Origin of the sequence: Enterobacter sp. CP102 (genome assembly GCF_025152625.1) — a bacterium.
Lineage (GTDB): Bacteria > Pseudomonadota > Gammaproteobacteria > Enterobacterales > Enterobacteriaceae > Enterobacter > Enterobacter soli.
This window is the reverse complement of sequence record NZ_CP104014.1, coordinates 2,045,768-2,060,020: the sequence shown is the minus strand read 5'-3', so window position 1 is coordinate 2,060,020 and position 14,253 is coordinate 2,045,768. Positions and strand designations below refer to the sequence as shown.

Below are 14,253 nucleotides of genomic sequence, written 5' to 3'. Positions count from 1 at the left end.
ATATAGGTTACTCTTTTAATTACAGACTGTGGTGACAGTAGTAAGGAGACCTGTATGGCAAAGTATCAAAACATGCTGGTGGCCATCGATCCTAATCAGGACGATCAACCGGCGTTACGACGTGCTGTGTATTTACATCAACGGATTGGCGGCAAAATCAAAGCGTTTTTGCCGATCTATGACTTCTCATATGAGATGACCACCCTTCTGTCGCCTGACGAGCGTACCGCTATGCGTCAGGGAGTGATCAGCCAACGAACCGCGTGGATCCGCGAACAGGCAAAATATTACCTGGAAGCGGGCGTTCCTATCGATATCAAAGTGGTCTGGCATAACCGGCCTTTCGAAGCCATTATCCAGGAAATTGTCAGCGGCGATCACGATCTGCTGCTGAAAATGGCGCACCAGCACGACAAACTGGAATCGGTGATCTTCACCCCAACCGACTGGCACTTACTGCGTAAATGCCCTTGCCCGGTGTGGATGGTGAAAGACCAGCCCTGGCCAGAGGGCGGTAAAGCCGTTGTGGCGGTGAACCTTGCCAGCGAAGAGGATTACCATAATTCGCTCAATGAAAAACTGGTAAAAGAAACCCTTGAGCTTGCCGATCAGGTTAACCATACCGAAGTTCATCTGGTGGGGGCTTATCCGGTCACTCCCATCAACATCGCCATCGAATTACCTGAATTTGACCCAAGCGTTTACAACGATGCCATTCGTGGACAGCACCTGCTGGCGATGAAAGCGCTGCGTCAGAAATTCGGCATCGATGAGAAAATGACTCACGTTGAAAAAGGTTTACCGGAAGAAGTCATTCCTGACCTCTCCGAACACCTCCAGGCCGGGATTGTGGTTCTGGGTACGATTGGCCGTACGGGTATTTCCGCTGCCTTCCTGGGTAATACCGCCGAACAGGTGATCGACCACCTGCGCTGCGACCTGCTGGTCATCAAGCCGGATCAGTATCAGACGCCGGTCGAGCTGGACGACCCGGAAGACGATTAAGCAGTAAAATGAAAAAAAACCGTCGGGGAACCGGCGGTTTTTTTTTGCCGGGTGGCGACTTCGCCTTACCCAGCCTACGGGTTTGGTAGGCCCGGTAAGCTTGCGCCACCGGGCTTTACCTGTCAGAGCGCTTTCAGAATCGCATCCACGCTGGCTTTGGCGTCGCCAAACAGCATGTGGGTGTTCTCTTTGAAGAACAGCGGGTTCTGAACGCCAGCGTAACCGGTGTTCATTGAGCGTTTGAAGACAATCACGTTCTGCGCCTTCCACACTTCCAGAACCGGCATCCCGGCAATTGGGCTACCCGGATCATCCTGCGCGGCCGGGTTGACGGTGTCGTTGGCGCCAATGACCAGTACCGTATCGGTATCGGAGAAATCATCATTGATTTCATCCATTTCGAGCACGATGTCATAAGGCACTTTCGCTTCTGCAAGCAGCACGTTCATGTGGCCTGGCAGACGACCGGCAACCGGGTGAATACCAAAGCGCACCTTAATACCGCGCGCACGCAGCTTCTCGGTGATTTCCGCGACCGGATACTGAGCCTGTGCCACCGCCATGCCGTAGCCTGGGGTGATAATGACAGAGTGCGAGTTTTTCAGCATGTCTGCGGTATCTTCCGCAGAAATTTCACGATGCTCACCCACTTCTTCATCAGCACTGGAAGAAGAACCATCGGTCCCGAAGCCTCCGGCAATTACGCTGAAGAAGGAACGGTTCATCGCCTTACACATGATGTAAGACAGGATCGCACCGGAAGAACCGACCAGCGCACCGGTAACGATCAGCAGATCGTTGCTCAGCATAAAGCCTGCTGCCGCCGCTGCCCAACCGGAGTAGGAGTTCAGCATTGACACCACGACTGGCATATCTGCACCACCGATGGACGCCACCAGATGCCAGCCAAACGCCAGAGCAATGATGGTCATCACCAGCAGCGCCAGCACCTGCATCCCTACGCTTTCGGTACGTACGAAGACAACCAGCAGCACAAATGACACCACCAGCGCAGCCAGGTTCAGCTTATGGCGGTTAGGCAGCATCAGCGGTTTAGAGGAGATCTTACCGCGCAGCTTACCAAACGCCACAATAGAGCCGGTGAAGGTTACCGCACCAATGAAGATGCCGAGGAACACTTCGGTCAGGTGAATATTGACCAGAATCGGCTCCATGCCAGGTTCGTGATACAGGTAGCTGTTGAAGCCCACCAGCACCGCAGCCAGGCCGACAAAGCTGTGCAGGATCGCCACCAGCTCTGGCATTTCGGTCATTTCAACACGTTTTGCCAGACGAATACCGATAGCACCACCGATAATCATCGCCACCAGGATCCACGCAACGTTGCCGGTGTCCGGCCCGAAGATGGTGGCAATCAGCGCAATCGCCATCCCGGCGATACCGAAGTTATTACCCTGCTGAGACGTTTCGTGTTTAGAAAGCCCCGCCAGACTGAAAATAAACAGGATCGCAGCAACAATGTATGCGGCTGTTACTAATCCTCCAGACATATGCTACCCCTTAGCCTTTACGAAACATTTTCAGCATTCGCTGAGTCACGGTGAAACCACCGAAAATATTAATGCTGGCGATCAGCACCGCAACAAAGCTCAGGAAGCTAATCCAGCCGCCGTGACCAATTTGCAGCAACGCCCCGACCACGATGATCCCGGAGATGGCGTTTGTAACCGACATCAGCGGCGTATGCAGCGCGTGCGATACGTTCCACACCACGTAGTAACCCACCACGCAGGAGAGCGCAAATACGGTGAAGTGTCCGAGGAACTCTTTAGGGGCGACATCGGCCAGCCAGCCAAAGAGAATAATCACCAGCGCCATGATGGCGTATTTACGCCACGGCGAAGCCGGTTTTGCCGGTTCTTTTGGCGCAGGTGCCGCTTTCGGAGCCGCCTGAGGCTGTGCCGATACCTGAATTGGCGGCGCAGGCCAGGTGATTTCACCTTCACGGACAACGGTAACGCCACGGACAACCACATCCTCAAAATCAACGGTTATATTGCCGTCTTTCTCTTTGCAGAGCAGCTTCAGCAGGTTAACGAGGTTGGTGCCGTACAGCTGAGAAGACTGAGTTGGCAGGCGACCCGGCAGGTCGGTATAACCGATCACTTTCACGCCGTTGGCCGTCGTGGTGACCTGGTTTGGCACGGTATATTCGCAGTTACCGCCGTTTTGCGCCGCCAGATCAACAATCACACTGCCCGACTTCATGGAATCAACCATTTCACGGGTGATCAGCTTCGGTGCCGGTTTACCCGGGATCAGCGCCGTGGTCACGATAATATCGACATCTTTCGCCTGAGCGGCGAAGAGTTCCATTTCGGCTTTAATGAAGGCTTCTGACATCACCTTCGCATAACCATCACCGCTGCCCGCTTCTTCCTTGAAATCCAGCTCAAGGAATTCGGCGCCCATACTTTGCACCTGCTCTTTCACTTCCGGGCGGGTATCAAATGCACGCACAATCGCACCGAGGCTGTTTGCTGCGCCAATGGCAGCCAGACCGGCAACACCAGCACCGATAACCATCACTTTCGCCGGCGGAACCTTGCCCGCCGCGGTGATTTGCCCGGTAAAGAAACGACCAAACTCGTGAGCCGCCTCAACGATGGCGCGGTAGCCCGCGATGTTCGCCATTGAGCTCAATGCATCCAGAGACTGCGCACGCGAAATACGCGGCACGGAATCCATCGCCATCACGGTTACACCGCGCGCCGCCAGCTTTTCCATCAGTTCCGGGTTTTGTGCCGGCCAGATAAAGCTCACCAGCGTCGTGCCCGGATTCAGCAGTGGGATTTCGCTCTCTTCCGGCGCATTCACTTTCAGAATGATCGGCGACTGCCAGACATCTGCACCTTCTACTATTTCTGCGCCAGCCTGGATAAAGGCCTCGTCATCGAAACTCGCCAGCTTGCCCGCGCCGCTTTCAACCGCGACGGTAAAACCCAGTTTAAGCAGTTGCTCCACCGTTTTCGGTGTAGCCGCTACGCGGGTTTCATTGGCTAACCGTTCTTTTGGTACCCCAATACGCATAGTTTTCCCTTCCATCGGTTTTTGATGATGGTTTGTCGATAAATACCCGTGGTTTGTATCAACTTTAGCCAGTTGTTAGCGCCGACACATGATTACCCCGGAAAATAAAACAGTAACAAACTTTCTATAACCTACTGAAAATAGCGCCTGTGATCCACCGCCTGAAAACACTATTTCTTACTTTATTTGTGAAAAATAAGTGATCCGCATCGCTGACAGAGATATTTACCTTAAATTCACCGCCAGAACCGATAAATAGCGCAAGCGAAGCGGTAAAAAGATGATATAGCGCCATAAGAGATCAACTTATTAACATTAAATTAACTTGTAAAAGTCATATGCTTTATCAGTTTTGCTTGTCAAACGCGTGTTTTTTCAACATATCACTAAATGTTATCGAAAAGGGTCATGCACTTCGCACGGCCTGTGAAAAATGGCGCAGACAGCGACGGGTTTTAAATGCCATAATCGAGGCCGTTTCAAATTAACAACAATACCAGTATATGGTTTGCGCAAGGCGAAGGATTATTTTTATGAAGCTTAAGAACACACTCCTGGCGTCCGCACTTCTTTCTGCGACCGCCCTGTCCGCGAATGCCGCGACAGAGTTAACGCCGGAGCAAGCGGCAGCGTTAAAACCTTTTGACCATACGGTCATTGTGGGTCGTTACAACTCAATTGGCGATGCCGTCGCCGCTGCAACAAAAGCCGCCGACAAAAACGGTGCAGCTTCCTTTTATGTTGTTGACCAGTCTGATTACGGCAACAGCGGCAACCAGCGTGTAACCATCGCGCTGTATAAAGACAATGCACCAAAAGCTGACGCACCGAAAAACCGCGTCATTAACGGCATCGTCGAACTGCCAAAAGATCAGGCAATCGAGCTGGAACCGTACGACACCGTTACCGTGCAGGGTTTCTATCGCAGCCAGCCTGAAGTGAACGACGCCATCACCAAAGCCGCAAAAGCAAAAGACGCTTACGCGTTCTACATTGTGCGTCAGGTTGATGCCAACCAGGGCGGCAACCAGCGCATCACCGCGTTCATCTATAAGCAAGATGCGAAAAAACGTGTTCTGCAAAGCCCGGATGCTATTCCTGCCAACTCCGAAGCGGGCCGCGCGGCTATCGCGAAAGGTGGTGAAGAAGCGAAGAAAGTTGAGATCCCAGGCGTTGCGACGTCCGCAGCACCAAGTGCTGAAGTGGGTCGTTTCTTTGAAACGCAATCCACCAAGGGTGGTCGCTACTCTGTAACGCTGCCAGACGGCACTAAAATTGAAGAGCTGAACAACGCCACTGCTGCGCAGATGGTTCCGTTCGACAGCATCAAGTTTAGCGGCAACTACGGCAACATGACGGAAATCTCTTATCAGGTAGCGAAGCGCGCTGCGAAGAAAGGGGCGAAGTTCTACCACATCACCCGCCAGTGGCAGGAACGTGGTAACAACATCACCATCAGCGCTGACCTGTACAAGTAAGCAAACCGTTGAACAAGGGCGGCGCAATGCCGCCTTTTTTGTTACTTTTTTTCGAAATTCCGCCCCACGTCATTGCATGACTTCGTGACACTCCGTAAAATCCCGCGCCTTAGTGTGATCCACCATTTTTATGCGCCTGTGCGAAATAATTATTCTGGATTTGGAACTTTCATAACAGGAAGCCAATGGAAAAGAAACTTGGCCTGAGTGCTTTGACTGCACTCGTTTTAAGCTCAATGCTGGGTGCGGGTGTATTCAGTTTGCCGCAAAATATGGCGGCCGTAGCAAGCCCTGCGGCGTTACTCATTGGCTGGGGCATCACCGGGGCCGGAATTTTGCTGCTGGCCTTTGCCATGCTGCTGTTAACCCGCATTCGCCCGGATCTCGACGGCGGGATTTTCACCTATGCACGGGAAGGTTTCGGCGAACTGATTGGCTTCTGTTCGGCGTGGGGCTACTGGCTGTGCGCGGTTATTGCCAACGTCTCTTATCTGGTGATTGTCTTCTCTGCCCTGAGCTTCTTTACCGACACGCCAGAGCTGCGTTTATTCGGTGACGGCAATACCTGGCAATCCATTGTGGGTGCATCGGTGCTACTGTGGTTTGTGCACTGGCTGGTGCTGCGTGGCGTGCAAACCGCAGCAAGCATCAACCTGGTGGCAACACTCGCCAAACTGGTGCCGCTCGGCCTGTTTATCGTGCTGGCCTTTATCGCGTTCCGCCTGGATGTCTTTAAACTCGATTTCACCGGTATCGCGCTGGGCGTTCCGGTCTGGGAACAGGTGAAAAACACCATGCTGATTACCCTGTGGGTGTTCATTGGTGTTGAAGGCGCGGTGGTGGTTTCAGCGCGTGCACGCAATAAACGCGACGTTGGCCGCGCCACGCTGCTCGCGGTTCTCGCCGCGCTGGGCGTGTATCTGCTGGTGACGTTACTCTCGCTCGGCGTCGTCGCGCGTCCTGAGCTGGCCGAAATGCGTAACCCGTCAATGGCCGGACTGATGGTGAAAATGCTCGGTTCGTGGGGCGACGTGGTGATTGCGGCGGGACTGATTGTGTCCGTGTGCGGCGCCTACCTGAGCTGGACTATCATGGCCGCCGAAGTACCGTTCCTGGCCGCCACGCATAAAGCGTTCCCGCGTCTGTTTGCGCGCCAGAATAACAATAATGCGCCATCGGCGTCGCTGTGGCTCACCAACATCAGCGTACAGGTCTGTCTGGTGCTGATCTGGCTCACAGGTTCTGACTATAACACCCTGCTGACCATCGCCTCTGAAATGATTCTGGTACCCTATTTCCTGGTCGGTGCGTATTTATTAAAAATCGCGACCCGCCCGGCACACTATGCCGTGGGCGTAGGTGCCTGTATTTACGGACTATGGTTATTGTATGCTTCCGGGCCTATGCACCTGCTACTATCTGTGGTGTTATATGCGCCGGGTCTGCTGGTGTTTATCTACGCCCGCCGCACGCATCAGCTGGATAATGCGCTAAAGCGCCGTGAAATGGCGTTAATTGGATTACTGCTGGTTGCTGCCGTACCAGCAACGTGGATGTTAATGGGATAGCATCGTCTTTCCCATTGTTGAACTGAAAGGAGACTACGATGGGAAATACACAGCAACGCCCTATTCTGATCACTGGTGGAGGCCGCCGTATCGGCCTCGCCATCGCCCATCATTTTCTCAACCTTCACCAGCCGGTGATTGTGAGCTATCGCAACGAATACCCTTCCATTGAAGGGCTACGCAAAGCCGGTGCCGTCTGTATTCAGGCCGATTTCTCAACCGACGAAGGTATTCTCGCTTTTGCTGAGAAAGTGAAATCCACAACCAATGGGCTGCGGGCGCTTATCCATAACGCCAGCGCCTGGCTTGCTGAAAAACCCGGCACGTCGCTCAGCGATACCCTCTCCGGCATGTTGCAAATCCACGTTAACGCCCCTTACCTGCTTAACCACGCGCTGCTGGACCTGCTGCGCGGGCACGGGCACGCCGCAGCCGATATTATCCACTTCACCGATTACGTGGTGGAACGCGGCAGCGACAAGCATATCGCCTACGCGGCCAGTAAAGCGGCGCTGGACAACATGACGCGCTCCTTTGCCCGCAAGCTGGCGCCAGAAGTTAAGGTCAATGCCATTGCTCCGGCGATGATTTTATTTAATGAAAGTGATGACGCGGAATACCGCCAGCAGGCGCTGAATAAGTCGCTGATGAAAATCGCCCCCGGCGAGAAAGAGGTGATCGATCTTATCGATTATCTGCTGACCAGCTGCTACGTGACAGGGAGAACCTTCGCGGTGGATGGCGGCCGTCCGCTGCGTTAGTTGAAACGGCTCCAGAAGAAGATAAGTACCCAGGCGCTGAGGCTCCAGCAGACAACGGCTCCGCCCAGCGCCAGCGGTAAACGCAGAAACCCGGTGAAATACCACAGCGACAGCAGATAAAGAAAATACGGGATTATCGACCACATGCCGAAGACGATGGTGGTTCTCAGGGCTTCGATGCCCCGCTCAGAAGCAACGATATAGTGTGCGATAAGCGCAAACGTCGGGAAAAGCGGAATCAGCCCGGCAATGTAATAGTTCTTCGTTTTCGCCAGAATACCAATCAGTAGCACCACCAGCGCACCCAATGCCGCTTTAATCACCAGCCCCATGCTTTTTCCTATAACAATCAAATAACAATGTGAACCAGAATAACGGAACTGACGTTAATTTTGAAAGATTAATGGAAGGTTAAGGTTGCGCGGTGTATGTTGGCTTTTTTCGCGATAACAGACGCTGTATGAATAAGATTGTTTATGTAGAAGATGAACCCGAAGTTGGGCAGTTGATCGCCGCTTATCTGGGTAAACATGATATGGACGTCATCGTCGAACCTCGTGGCGATCGTGCTGAAGAGGTTGTGGTCCGCGAAAATCCCGATCTGGTGCTGCTGGATATCATGCTGCCTGGCAAAGATGGGATGACGGTGTGTCGCGACCTGCGCGCGCAGTGGGATGGCCCGATTGTGCTTCTCACCTCTCTGGACAGCGATATGAACCATATTTTGTCGCTGGAAATGGGGGCTAACGACTACATCCTGAAGACAACGCCTCCGGCGGTGCTCCTCGCGCGTTTACGGCTCCACCTTCGCCAGCGCGCAAGCGTTGAGCGCGAAGCGCCGGCACCGTCACTTACGCCGCATAAAGCCATGCGTTTCGGTACGTTATCCATCGATCCGATTAACCGCCAGGTTCTGTTATCCGGTGAGCTGATTGCCCTCTCAACGGCGGATTTTGACCTGCTGTGGGAGCTGGCAACCCACGCCGGGCAGATCATGGACCGGGATGCTCTGCTGAAAAACCTGCGCGGCGTCAGTTACGACGGCATGGATCGCAGCGTGGATGTGGCCATTTCGCGCCTGCGCAAGAAACTGCTGGATAACGCCACTGAGCCATACCGTATCAAAACCGTGCGTAACAAGGGCTACCTTTTCGCCCCTCACGCCTGGGAAACCTGATCAACATGTCATCCGGGATCGCCTGCATGTATTCCCCCCCTATTTTCCCCTCAGGACTTGCTACCGGTTTAATCGGATATCGATCACATTTACGCCGCCTAAATATATCCATGTCATCTATAGGTGATATTATCCTGCGCGTTAAACACTGCAAATCTACCGAGGCTTCGATGCTGGAGAATGTAATCATCTGATAATCAGCTTTCCGACCAATTTTGGCCGGACTGGTTATCAATGCGCCGAAAAGAATGTGAACACCTCTTCGTGTTCGCACGTTTAGCTCATGATGATTATAAAGGTTTTCCAGTATGAATTTATCCCGTCAGGAACAGCGTACCCTGCACGTTCTCGCAAAAGGTGGGCGCATCGTCCACGTCCGCAATTCTTCAGGCCGTATTACCTCAGTCGAATGCTATACCCGTGAAGGGTTGCTGCTTACCGACTGCTCTCTCGCCGTATTTAAAAAACTCAAAACGAAGAAACTCATTAAGTCCGTGAAGGGTCAGCCCTATCGAATTAATGCCACCGGACTGGGCAACGTACGAGCCCAACTCGACAACCGCCAGGAGTGAGCGATGAAAGACTCAATGGATATCCCACGTATCTTTACCATTAGTGAAAGCGAACACCGCATCCATAACCCTTTTACACCTGAAAAGTACGCAACATTGGGACATGTTTTACGCATGAAACCGGGGACACGAATTCTCGATCTTGGCAGTGGCTCTGGTGAAATGCTTTGCACCTGGGCAAGAGACCATGGTGTTACCGGAACCGGTATAGACATGAGCCCGTTGTTTACGTCTCAGGCGATAACACGCGCCGAAGAACTCGGCGTAGCGGAGCACGTACAATTCATTCATAACGATGCCGCAGGTTTCGTCCCGGAAGAAAAGTGCGATATAGCGGCGTGTGTGGGCGCCACCTGGATCGCTGGCGGGGTGCCTGGAACAATCGCACTGCTACAACAAAGCCTGAAACCGGGAGGGATGATGCTTATTGGCGAACCTTTCTGGCGTAAGGTTCCGAAGACGGAAGCGGATGCACAATCATGTGGTGTAACATCTATCACTGATTTTCTCACACTTCCTGAGCTGGTCGCCTCATTTGGGGAACTCGGTTATGACGTGGTAGAAATGGTGCTGGCCGACCAGGAAGGCTGGGACCGGTATGAGGCCGCTAAGTGGATGACAATGCGGAGGTGGCTGGATGAAAATCCGGATGATGATTTTGCTAACGACGTTCGTAATGAGCTAACGTTGTCGCCAACACGTCATGTCACCTGGACGCGGGAGTACTTCGGCTGGGGTGTTTTCGCATTGATGTCACGATAAAATGAGTCAGCCGGTATAGTTGAAAAACTATACCGGCACTGAATCAGCGCGTGGGCGGATATACACATGCCCCCACAGTGCCCCTGAAGGTAAAAACAAGATAGTTAACGTATTGATTTTTTCGGTGATATTTAATGAAAAAACTGTTTGTGCAGTTTTACCTTCTGCTGTTTGTCTGTTTCCTTGTAATGACCATGCTGGTCGGGCTGGTCTATAAATTCACCGCCGAGCGTGCGGGCAGGCAATCGCTGGATGATTTGATGAAAAGCTCGCTCTATCTGATGCGCAGCGAATTACGCGAAATCCCGCCACACGACTGGGCGAAAACCTTAAAAGAGCTGGATCTGAATCTGTCGTTTGATCTGCGGATTGAGCCGATGAAGGATTTTGATTTAGAGCCACCCGCCATGCAGCGACTGCGCGACGGAGATATTGTCGCTCTCGACGAAAAGTACACCTTTATCCAGCGCATTCCCCGCAGCCACTATGTGCTGGCGGTGGGGCCGGTGCCCTATCTCTATTATCTGCATCAGATGCGGTTGCTGGATATGGCGCTGCTGGCGTTTATCGCCATTTCTCTGGCTTTCCCGGTTTTTATCTGGATGCGTCCCCACTGGCAGGACATGCTGAAACTCGAATCCGCAGCGCAACGCTTTGGTGAAGGGCATCTGACCGAGCGCATCCATTTTGACAGCGGTTCCAGTTTCGATCGTCTGGGCATTGCTTTCAACCAGATGGCCGATAACATCAATGCGCTGATAGCCAGTAAGAAACAGCTGATCGACGGTATCGCCCACGAATTACGTACCCCGCTGGTGCGCCTGCGCTATCGTCTGGAAATGAGCGAAAATCTTACCGAGGCGGAGTCTCAGGCGCTTAACCGCGATATTGGCCAGCTCGAAGCGTTGATTGAAGAGCTGCTGACCTACGCACGCCTTGACCGTCCGCAAAACGAACTGCACCTCAGCACCCCTGACCTGCCCGTCTGGCTGCAAACCCATATTGATGACGTGCAGAGCGTTAACCCGCAACGCGTGCTGCTGACGACCATTACGCCTGGTGATTACGGTGCGCTGGATATGCGCCTGATGGAGCGTGTTCTCGATAACCTGATGAACAACGCCATGCGTTATAGCGAAAGTACACTGCGTATCCGTTTAGATTTGCAGGGCAGTCAGGCCAGTTTATCCGTTGAAGACGACGGGCCAGGTATTGCCCCGGATGAACGAGAAAAAGTCTTTGAGCCGTTTGTGCGCCTTGATCCAAGCCGCGACCGCGCGACAGGCGGCTGTGGACTGGGGCTGGCCATTGTCTATTCTATCGCACAGGCGATGGGCGGCACGGTGCACTGTGGTGAGAGTGAACTGGGCGGCGCACAGTTCTGTTTTAGCTGGCCGGTCTATCACAACATCACCCTTCCCGTTCCTGCCTGACATTAACCGCACGCTGGCCTGACCCGGCGTGCTGTGCTATATCATTAAGTATGTTGTAACTAATAAAGGGTAATCATGGCGACCTACGACCTTATCGAACGGCTAAACACTACATTTCGGGAAATGGAGCACGAGTTACTCACCCTGACCGAGCGTTTGCAGACCTGCCGTTTACTGGCGGCGCGAGTGTTTACCCTGCCGGAGGTCGGCAAAGGGGCTGAACATGACCCGCTCGACACCATCGAGGTGAAACAGCACATCGGCAGAGCCGCACTAGAACTCACTCTACTTCACTATCGTCGCCTGTTTATCCAGCAGCAGTCAGAAAACCGCAGCAGTAAAGCTGCCGTCCGTCTGCCTGGGGTTATCTGTCTGCAAACCGATACTGCCGCGCGGGAAGCGCTGGAAACCCGGATTGCGCACATCAATACACTGAAAGCAGCGTTTGAGAAGATAGTTACTGAAGAGTCGGGGTTAGCCCCTGCCGCCCGTTTTGAATGGGTGCACCGCCAGCTACCGGGGCTGATTACCCTGAATGCCTACCGGACCCTGACGGTACTGCGCCAGCCTGCCACGCTGCGGTTTGGCTGGGCGAACAAGCACATTATCAAAAACTTCACCCGCGATGAGATCCTCGCCCAGCTTGAAAAGAGCCTGAAAGCCCCGCGTACGGTGGCCCCGTGGTCACGGGAACAGTGGATTGAACGCCTGGAGCAGGAGTATCACAGTATTGCATCTTTACCGGCGGACACGCGCCTTAAGATAAAGCGCCCGGTAAAAGTGCAGCCTATCGCTCGTGTCTGGTATTCGGGGCAACAAAAACAGGTGCAATACGCCTGCCCGACGCCGCTGATTGCACTCTATGACGCCGACCAGGGCGCGGTGGTGCCGGATATTGGTGAACTGCTGAATTACGATGCCGAAAATGTTCAGCATCGTTATAAGCCTCAGGCGCAGCCGCTACAGCTGATCATTCCACGGCTGCACCTGTATGTGGCGGAGTGATTATTTCAGGCTGCCAACCATATCCTGCGGACGAACCCAGGTGTCGAACTCGGCTTCTGTCAGATAGCCGAGCGCCAGTGCCGAGGCCTTGAGCGTCAGCCCCTCTTTATGGGCCTTTTTAGCAATTTCAGCCGCTTTGTCGTAACCGATGTGGGTATTGAGCGCGGTGACCAGCATCAACGACTCATTCAGCAGCTGGCTGATACGATCGTGATTTGGCTCGATCCCCACCGCACAATGCTCATTGAAACTTTCCATACCGTCTGCCAGCAGGCGAACCGATTGCAGCACGTTGTGGATGACCATCGGGCGGAAGACGTTCAGCTCAAAGTTACCGGATGCGCCCCCCATATTCACGGCCACATCGTTACCCATTACCTGACAGCAAAGCATGGTCATGGCTTCGCACTGGGTCGGGTTCACTTTTCCTGGCATGATCGAGCTGCCCGGCTCATTCTCCGGGATACTGATTTCGCCAATACCGCAGCGCGGGCCAGAGGCCAGCCAGCGCACGTCGTTGGCAATTTTCATTAGCGAAGCCGCCAGCCCTTTCAGCGCGCCGTGGGTATGCACCAGTGCATCGCAGGTGCCGAGCGCCTCAAACTTGTTTGGCGCGGTGACAAACGGCTGTCCGGTGATATCCGTCAGCTCTTTGGCCACGCGCACCGCATACTCAGGGTGCGTATTCAAACCGGTACCAACCGCCGTGCCGCCCAGCGCCAGCTCCGCCAGGTGCGGCAGGCTGTTATCAATGTGCTTAAGATTATGTTCCAGCATCGCAACCCAGCCGGAGATCTCCTGGCCGAGCGTCAGCGGCGTGGCATCCTGAAGGTGTGTACGGCCAATCTTGACGATAGAACTGAACGCCTGCGATTTTTCGTTGAGGGTCTTTTTCAGCACATTCAGCTGCGGGATAAGCTGCTCGCGGATGGCGATCACCGCCGCCACGTGCATTGCTGTCGGGAAGACATCGTTAGAACTTTGGCTCTTGTTCACGTCATCGTTCGGGTGAACCTTACGCTCCATGCCGCGCACGCCGCCCAGCAGTTCGCTTGCGCGGTTTGCCAGCACTTCGTTCATGTTCATGTTGCTTTGGGTACCGGAGCCGGTCTGCCAGATGGCAAGAGGGAATTCATCGGGGTGTTTACCTGCCAGCACCTCATCAGCCGCGTTGATGATGGCCGAGGCTTTTTCTGCCGCCAGCAATCCTAAGTCCTGATTCACTTTGGCTGCGGCGCGTTTGGTCAGTGCCAGCGCCTGAATCAGCGAAACGGGCATTTTCTCTGTTGAGATGCGGAAATGCTCCAGCGAACGCTGGGTTTGTGCGCCCCATAGCTTGTCGGCCGGGACGTCGATCGCGCCCATAGAATCTGTTTCGCGACGATGCGTTGTCATTACTTTCTCCTTGATAACAAAGATGGGATTGCTCACATGCTTAAGA

The 14,253-nt window shown here is 53.7% G+C and carries 12 protein-coding genes and 1 pseudogene; 9 read left to right on the top strand and 4 right to left on the bottom strand.

What is annotated here, in order from left to right; translation table 11 throughout:
* Positions 1-54: 54 nt before the first annotated feature.
* Complete coding sequence (gene uspE / locus N1249_RS09700) at positions 55-1,005, top strand: universal stress protein UspE (protein ID WP_014070015.1); 951 nt, start codon at positions 55-57, stop codon at positions 1,003-1,005.
* Between the two features lie 122 nt (positions 1,006-1,127).
* Here uspE and pntB read toward each other — a convergent pair whose 3' ends face one another.
* Complete coding sequence (pntB, locus tag N1249_RS09695; RefSeq protein WP_259837207.1) at positions 1,128-2,516, bottom strand: Re/Si-specific NAD(P)(+) transhydrogenase subunit beta; 1,389 nt, start codon at positions 2,514-2,516, stop codon at positions 1,128-1,130.
* Positions 2,517-2,526: 10 nt separating this feature from the next.
* Positions 2,527-4,056, bottom strand: coding sequence for a Re/Si-specific NAD(P)(+) transhydrogenase subunit alpha (gene pntA, locus N1249_RS09690; RefSeq protein WP_259837196.1), 1,530 nt, complete (start codon positions 4,054-4,056; stop codon positions 2,527-2,529).
* 533 nt (positions 4,057-4,589) lie between these two features.
* On the opposite strand from pntA, the gene ydgH reads away from it, so the two are divergent.
* From ydgH to folM, 3 genes are all read left to right on the top strand, one after another.
* The gene (ydgH, locus tag N1249_RS09685; RefSeq protein ID WP_259837195.1) at positions 4,590-5,534 is read left to right on the top strand and encodes a DUF1471 family protein YdgH; all 945 of its coding nucleotides are present in this window, start codon (positions 4,590-4,592) and stop codon (positions 5,532-5,534) included.
* Positions 5,535-5,719: 185 nt separating this feature from the next.
* Positions 5,720-7,102 carry an amino acid permease gene (locus N1249_RS09680; RefSeq protein WP_259837194.1) on the top strand — a complete coding sequence of 461 codons (1,383 nt, stop codon included), beginning with the start codon at positions 5,720-5,722 and terminating at the stop codon, positions 7,100-7,102.
* A gap of 38 nt (positions 7,103-7,140) precedes the next feature.
* Positions 7,141-7,863, top strand: a complete 723-nt coding sequence (folM, locus tag N1249_RS09675) for a dihydromonapterin reductase (RefSeq protein ID WP_259837193.1) — start codon at positions 7,141-7,143, stop codon at positions 7,861-7,863.
* Here folM and N1249_RS09670 read toward each other — a convergent pair.
* The gene (locus N1249_RS09670) at positions 7,860-8,195 is read right to left on the bottom strand and encodes a GlpM family protein (protein WP_259837192.1); all 336 of its coding nucleotides are present in this window, start codon (positions 8,193-8,195) and stop codon (positions 7,860-7,862) included. The genes folM and N1249_RS09670 overlap by 4 nt on opposite strands.
* A gap of 128 nt (positions 8,196-8,323) precedes the next feature.
* Here N1249_RS09670 and rstA point away from each other — a divergent pair, with 128 nt between their 5' ends.
* The 5 genes and pseudogenes from rstA to tus all read left to right on the top strand — a co-directional run bounded on the left by rstA (position 8,324) and on the right by tus (position 12,812).
* The gene (gene rstA / locus N1249_RS09665; protein WP_182060803.1) at positions 8,324-9,040 is read left to right on the top strand and encodes a two-component system response regulator RstA; all 717 of its coding nucleotides are present in this window, start codon (positions 8,324-8,326) and stop codon (positions 9,038-9,040) included.
* Between the two features lie 308 nt (positions 9,041-9,348).
* Entirely contained in the window at positions 9,349-9,612 is a 264-nt protein-coding gene (locus N1249_RS09660; protein ID WP_259837191.1) for a YjhX family toxin, read from the top strand.
* Positions 9,613-9,627: 15 nt separating this feature from the next.
* Positions 9,628-10,374, top strand: a pseudogene (locus tag N1249_RS09655) (SAM-dependent methyltransferase); the annotation flags it as partial.
* 134 nt (positions 10,375-10,508) lie between these two features.
* Complete coding sequence (rstB, locus tag N1249_RS09650) at positions 10,509-11,807, top strand: two-component system sensor histidine kinase RstB (RefSeq protein WP_259837190.1); 1,299 nt, start codon at positions 10,509-10,511, stop codon at positions 11,805-11,807.
* Between the two features lie 75 nt (positions 11,808-11,882).
* A complete protein-coding gene (tus, locus tag N1249_RS09645) occupies positions 11,883-12,812 on the top strand; it encodes a DNA replication terminus site-binding protein (protein ID WP_259837189.1) in 930 nt (309 codons plus the stop codon).
* Here the strand turns inward: tus and fumC are convergent, their stop codons facing one another.
* Complete coding sequence (gene fumC / locus N1249_RS09640; RefSeq protein WP_259837188.1) at positions 12,813-14,207, bottom strand: class II fumarate hydratase; 1,395 nt, start codon at positions 14,205-14,207, stop codon at positions 12,813-12,815.
* Positions 14,208-14,253: the final 46 nt, after the last annotated feature.

Coding starts and splice junctions, on each gene's coding strand:
- pntA (WP_259837196.1), bottom strand. CDS start 4,056: ATGCGTATTGGGGTACCAAAAGAACGGTTAGCCAATGAAACCCGCGTA.
- pntB (WP_259837207.1), bottom strand. CDS start 2,516: ATGTCTGGAGGATTAGTAACAGCCGCATACATTGTTGCTGCGATCCTG.
- uspE (WP_014070015.1), top strand. CDS start 55: ATGGCAAAGTATCAAAACATGCTGGTGGCCATCGATCCTAATCAGGAC.
- rstA (WP_182060803.1), top strand. CDS start 8,324: ATGAATAAGATTGTTTATGTAGAAGATGAACCCGAAGTTGGGCAGTTG.
- tus (WP_259837189.1), top strand. CDS start 11,883: ATGGCGACCTACGACCTTATCGAACGGCTAAACACTACATTTCGGGAA.
- N1249_RS09670 (WP_259837192.1), bottom strand. CDS start 8,195: ATGGGGCTGGTGATTAAAGCGGCATTGGGTGCGCTGGTGGTGCTACTG.
- N1249_RS09660 (WP_259837191.1), top strand. CDS start 9,349: ATGAATTTATCCCGTCAGGAACAGCGTACCCTGCACGTTCTCGCAAAA.
- rstB (WP_259837190.1), top strand. CDS start 10,509: ATGAAAAAACTGTTTGTGCAGTTTTACCTTCTGCTGTTTGTCTGTTTC.
- ydgH (WP_259837195.1), top strand. CDS start 4,590: ATGAAGCTTAAGAACACACTCCTGGCGTCCGCACTTCTTTCTGCGACC.
- fumC (WP_259837188.1), bottom strand. CDS start 14,207: ATGACAACGCATCGTCGCGAAACAGATTCTATGGGCGCGATCGACGTC.
- folM (WP_259837193.1), top strand. CDS start 7,141: ATGGGAAATACACAGCAACGCCCTATTCTGATCACTGGTGGAGGCCGC.
- N1249_RS09680 (WP_259837194.1), top strand. CDS start 5,720: ATGGAAAAGAAACTTGGCCTGAGTGCTTTGACTGCACTCGTTTTAAGC.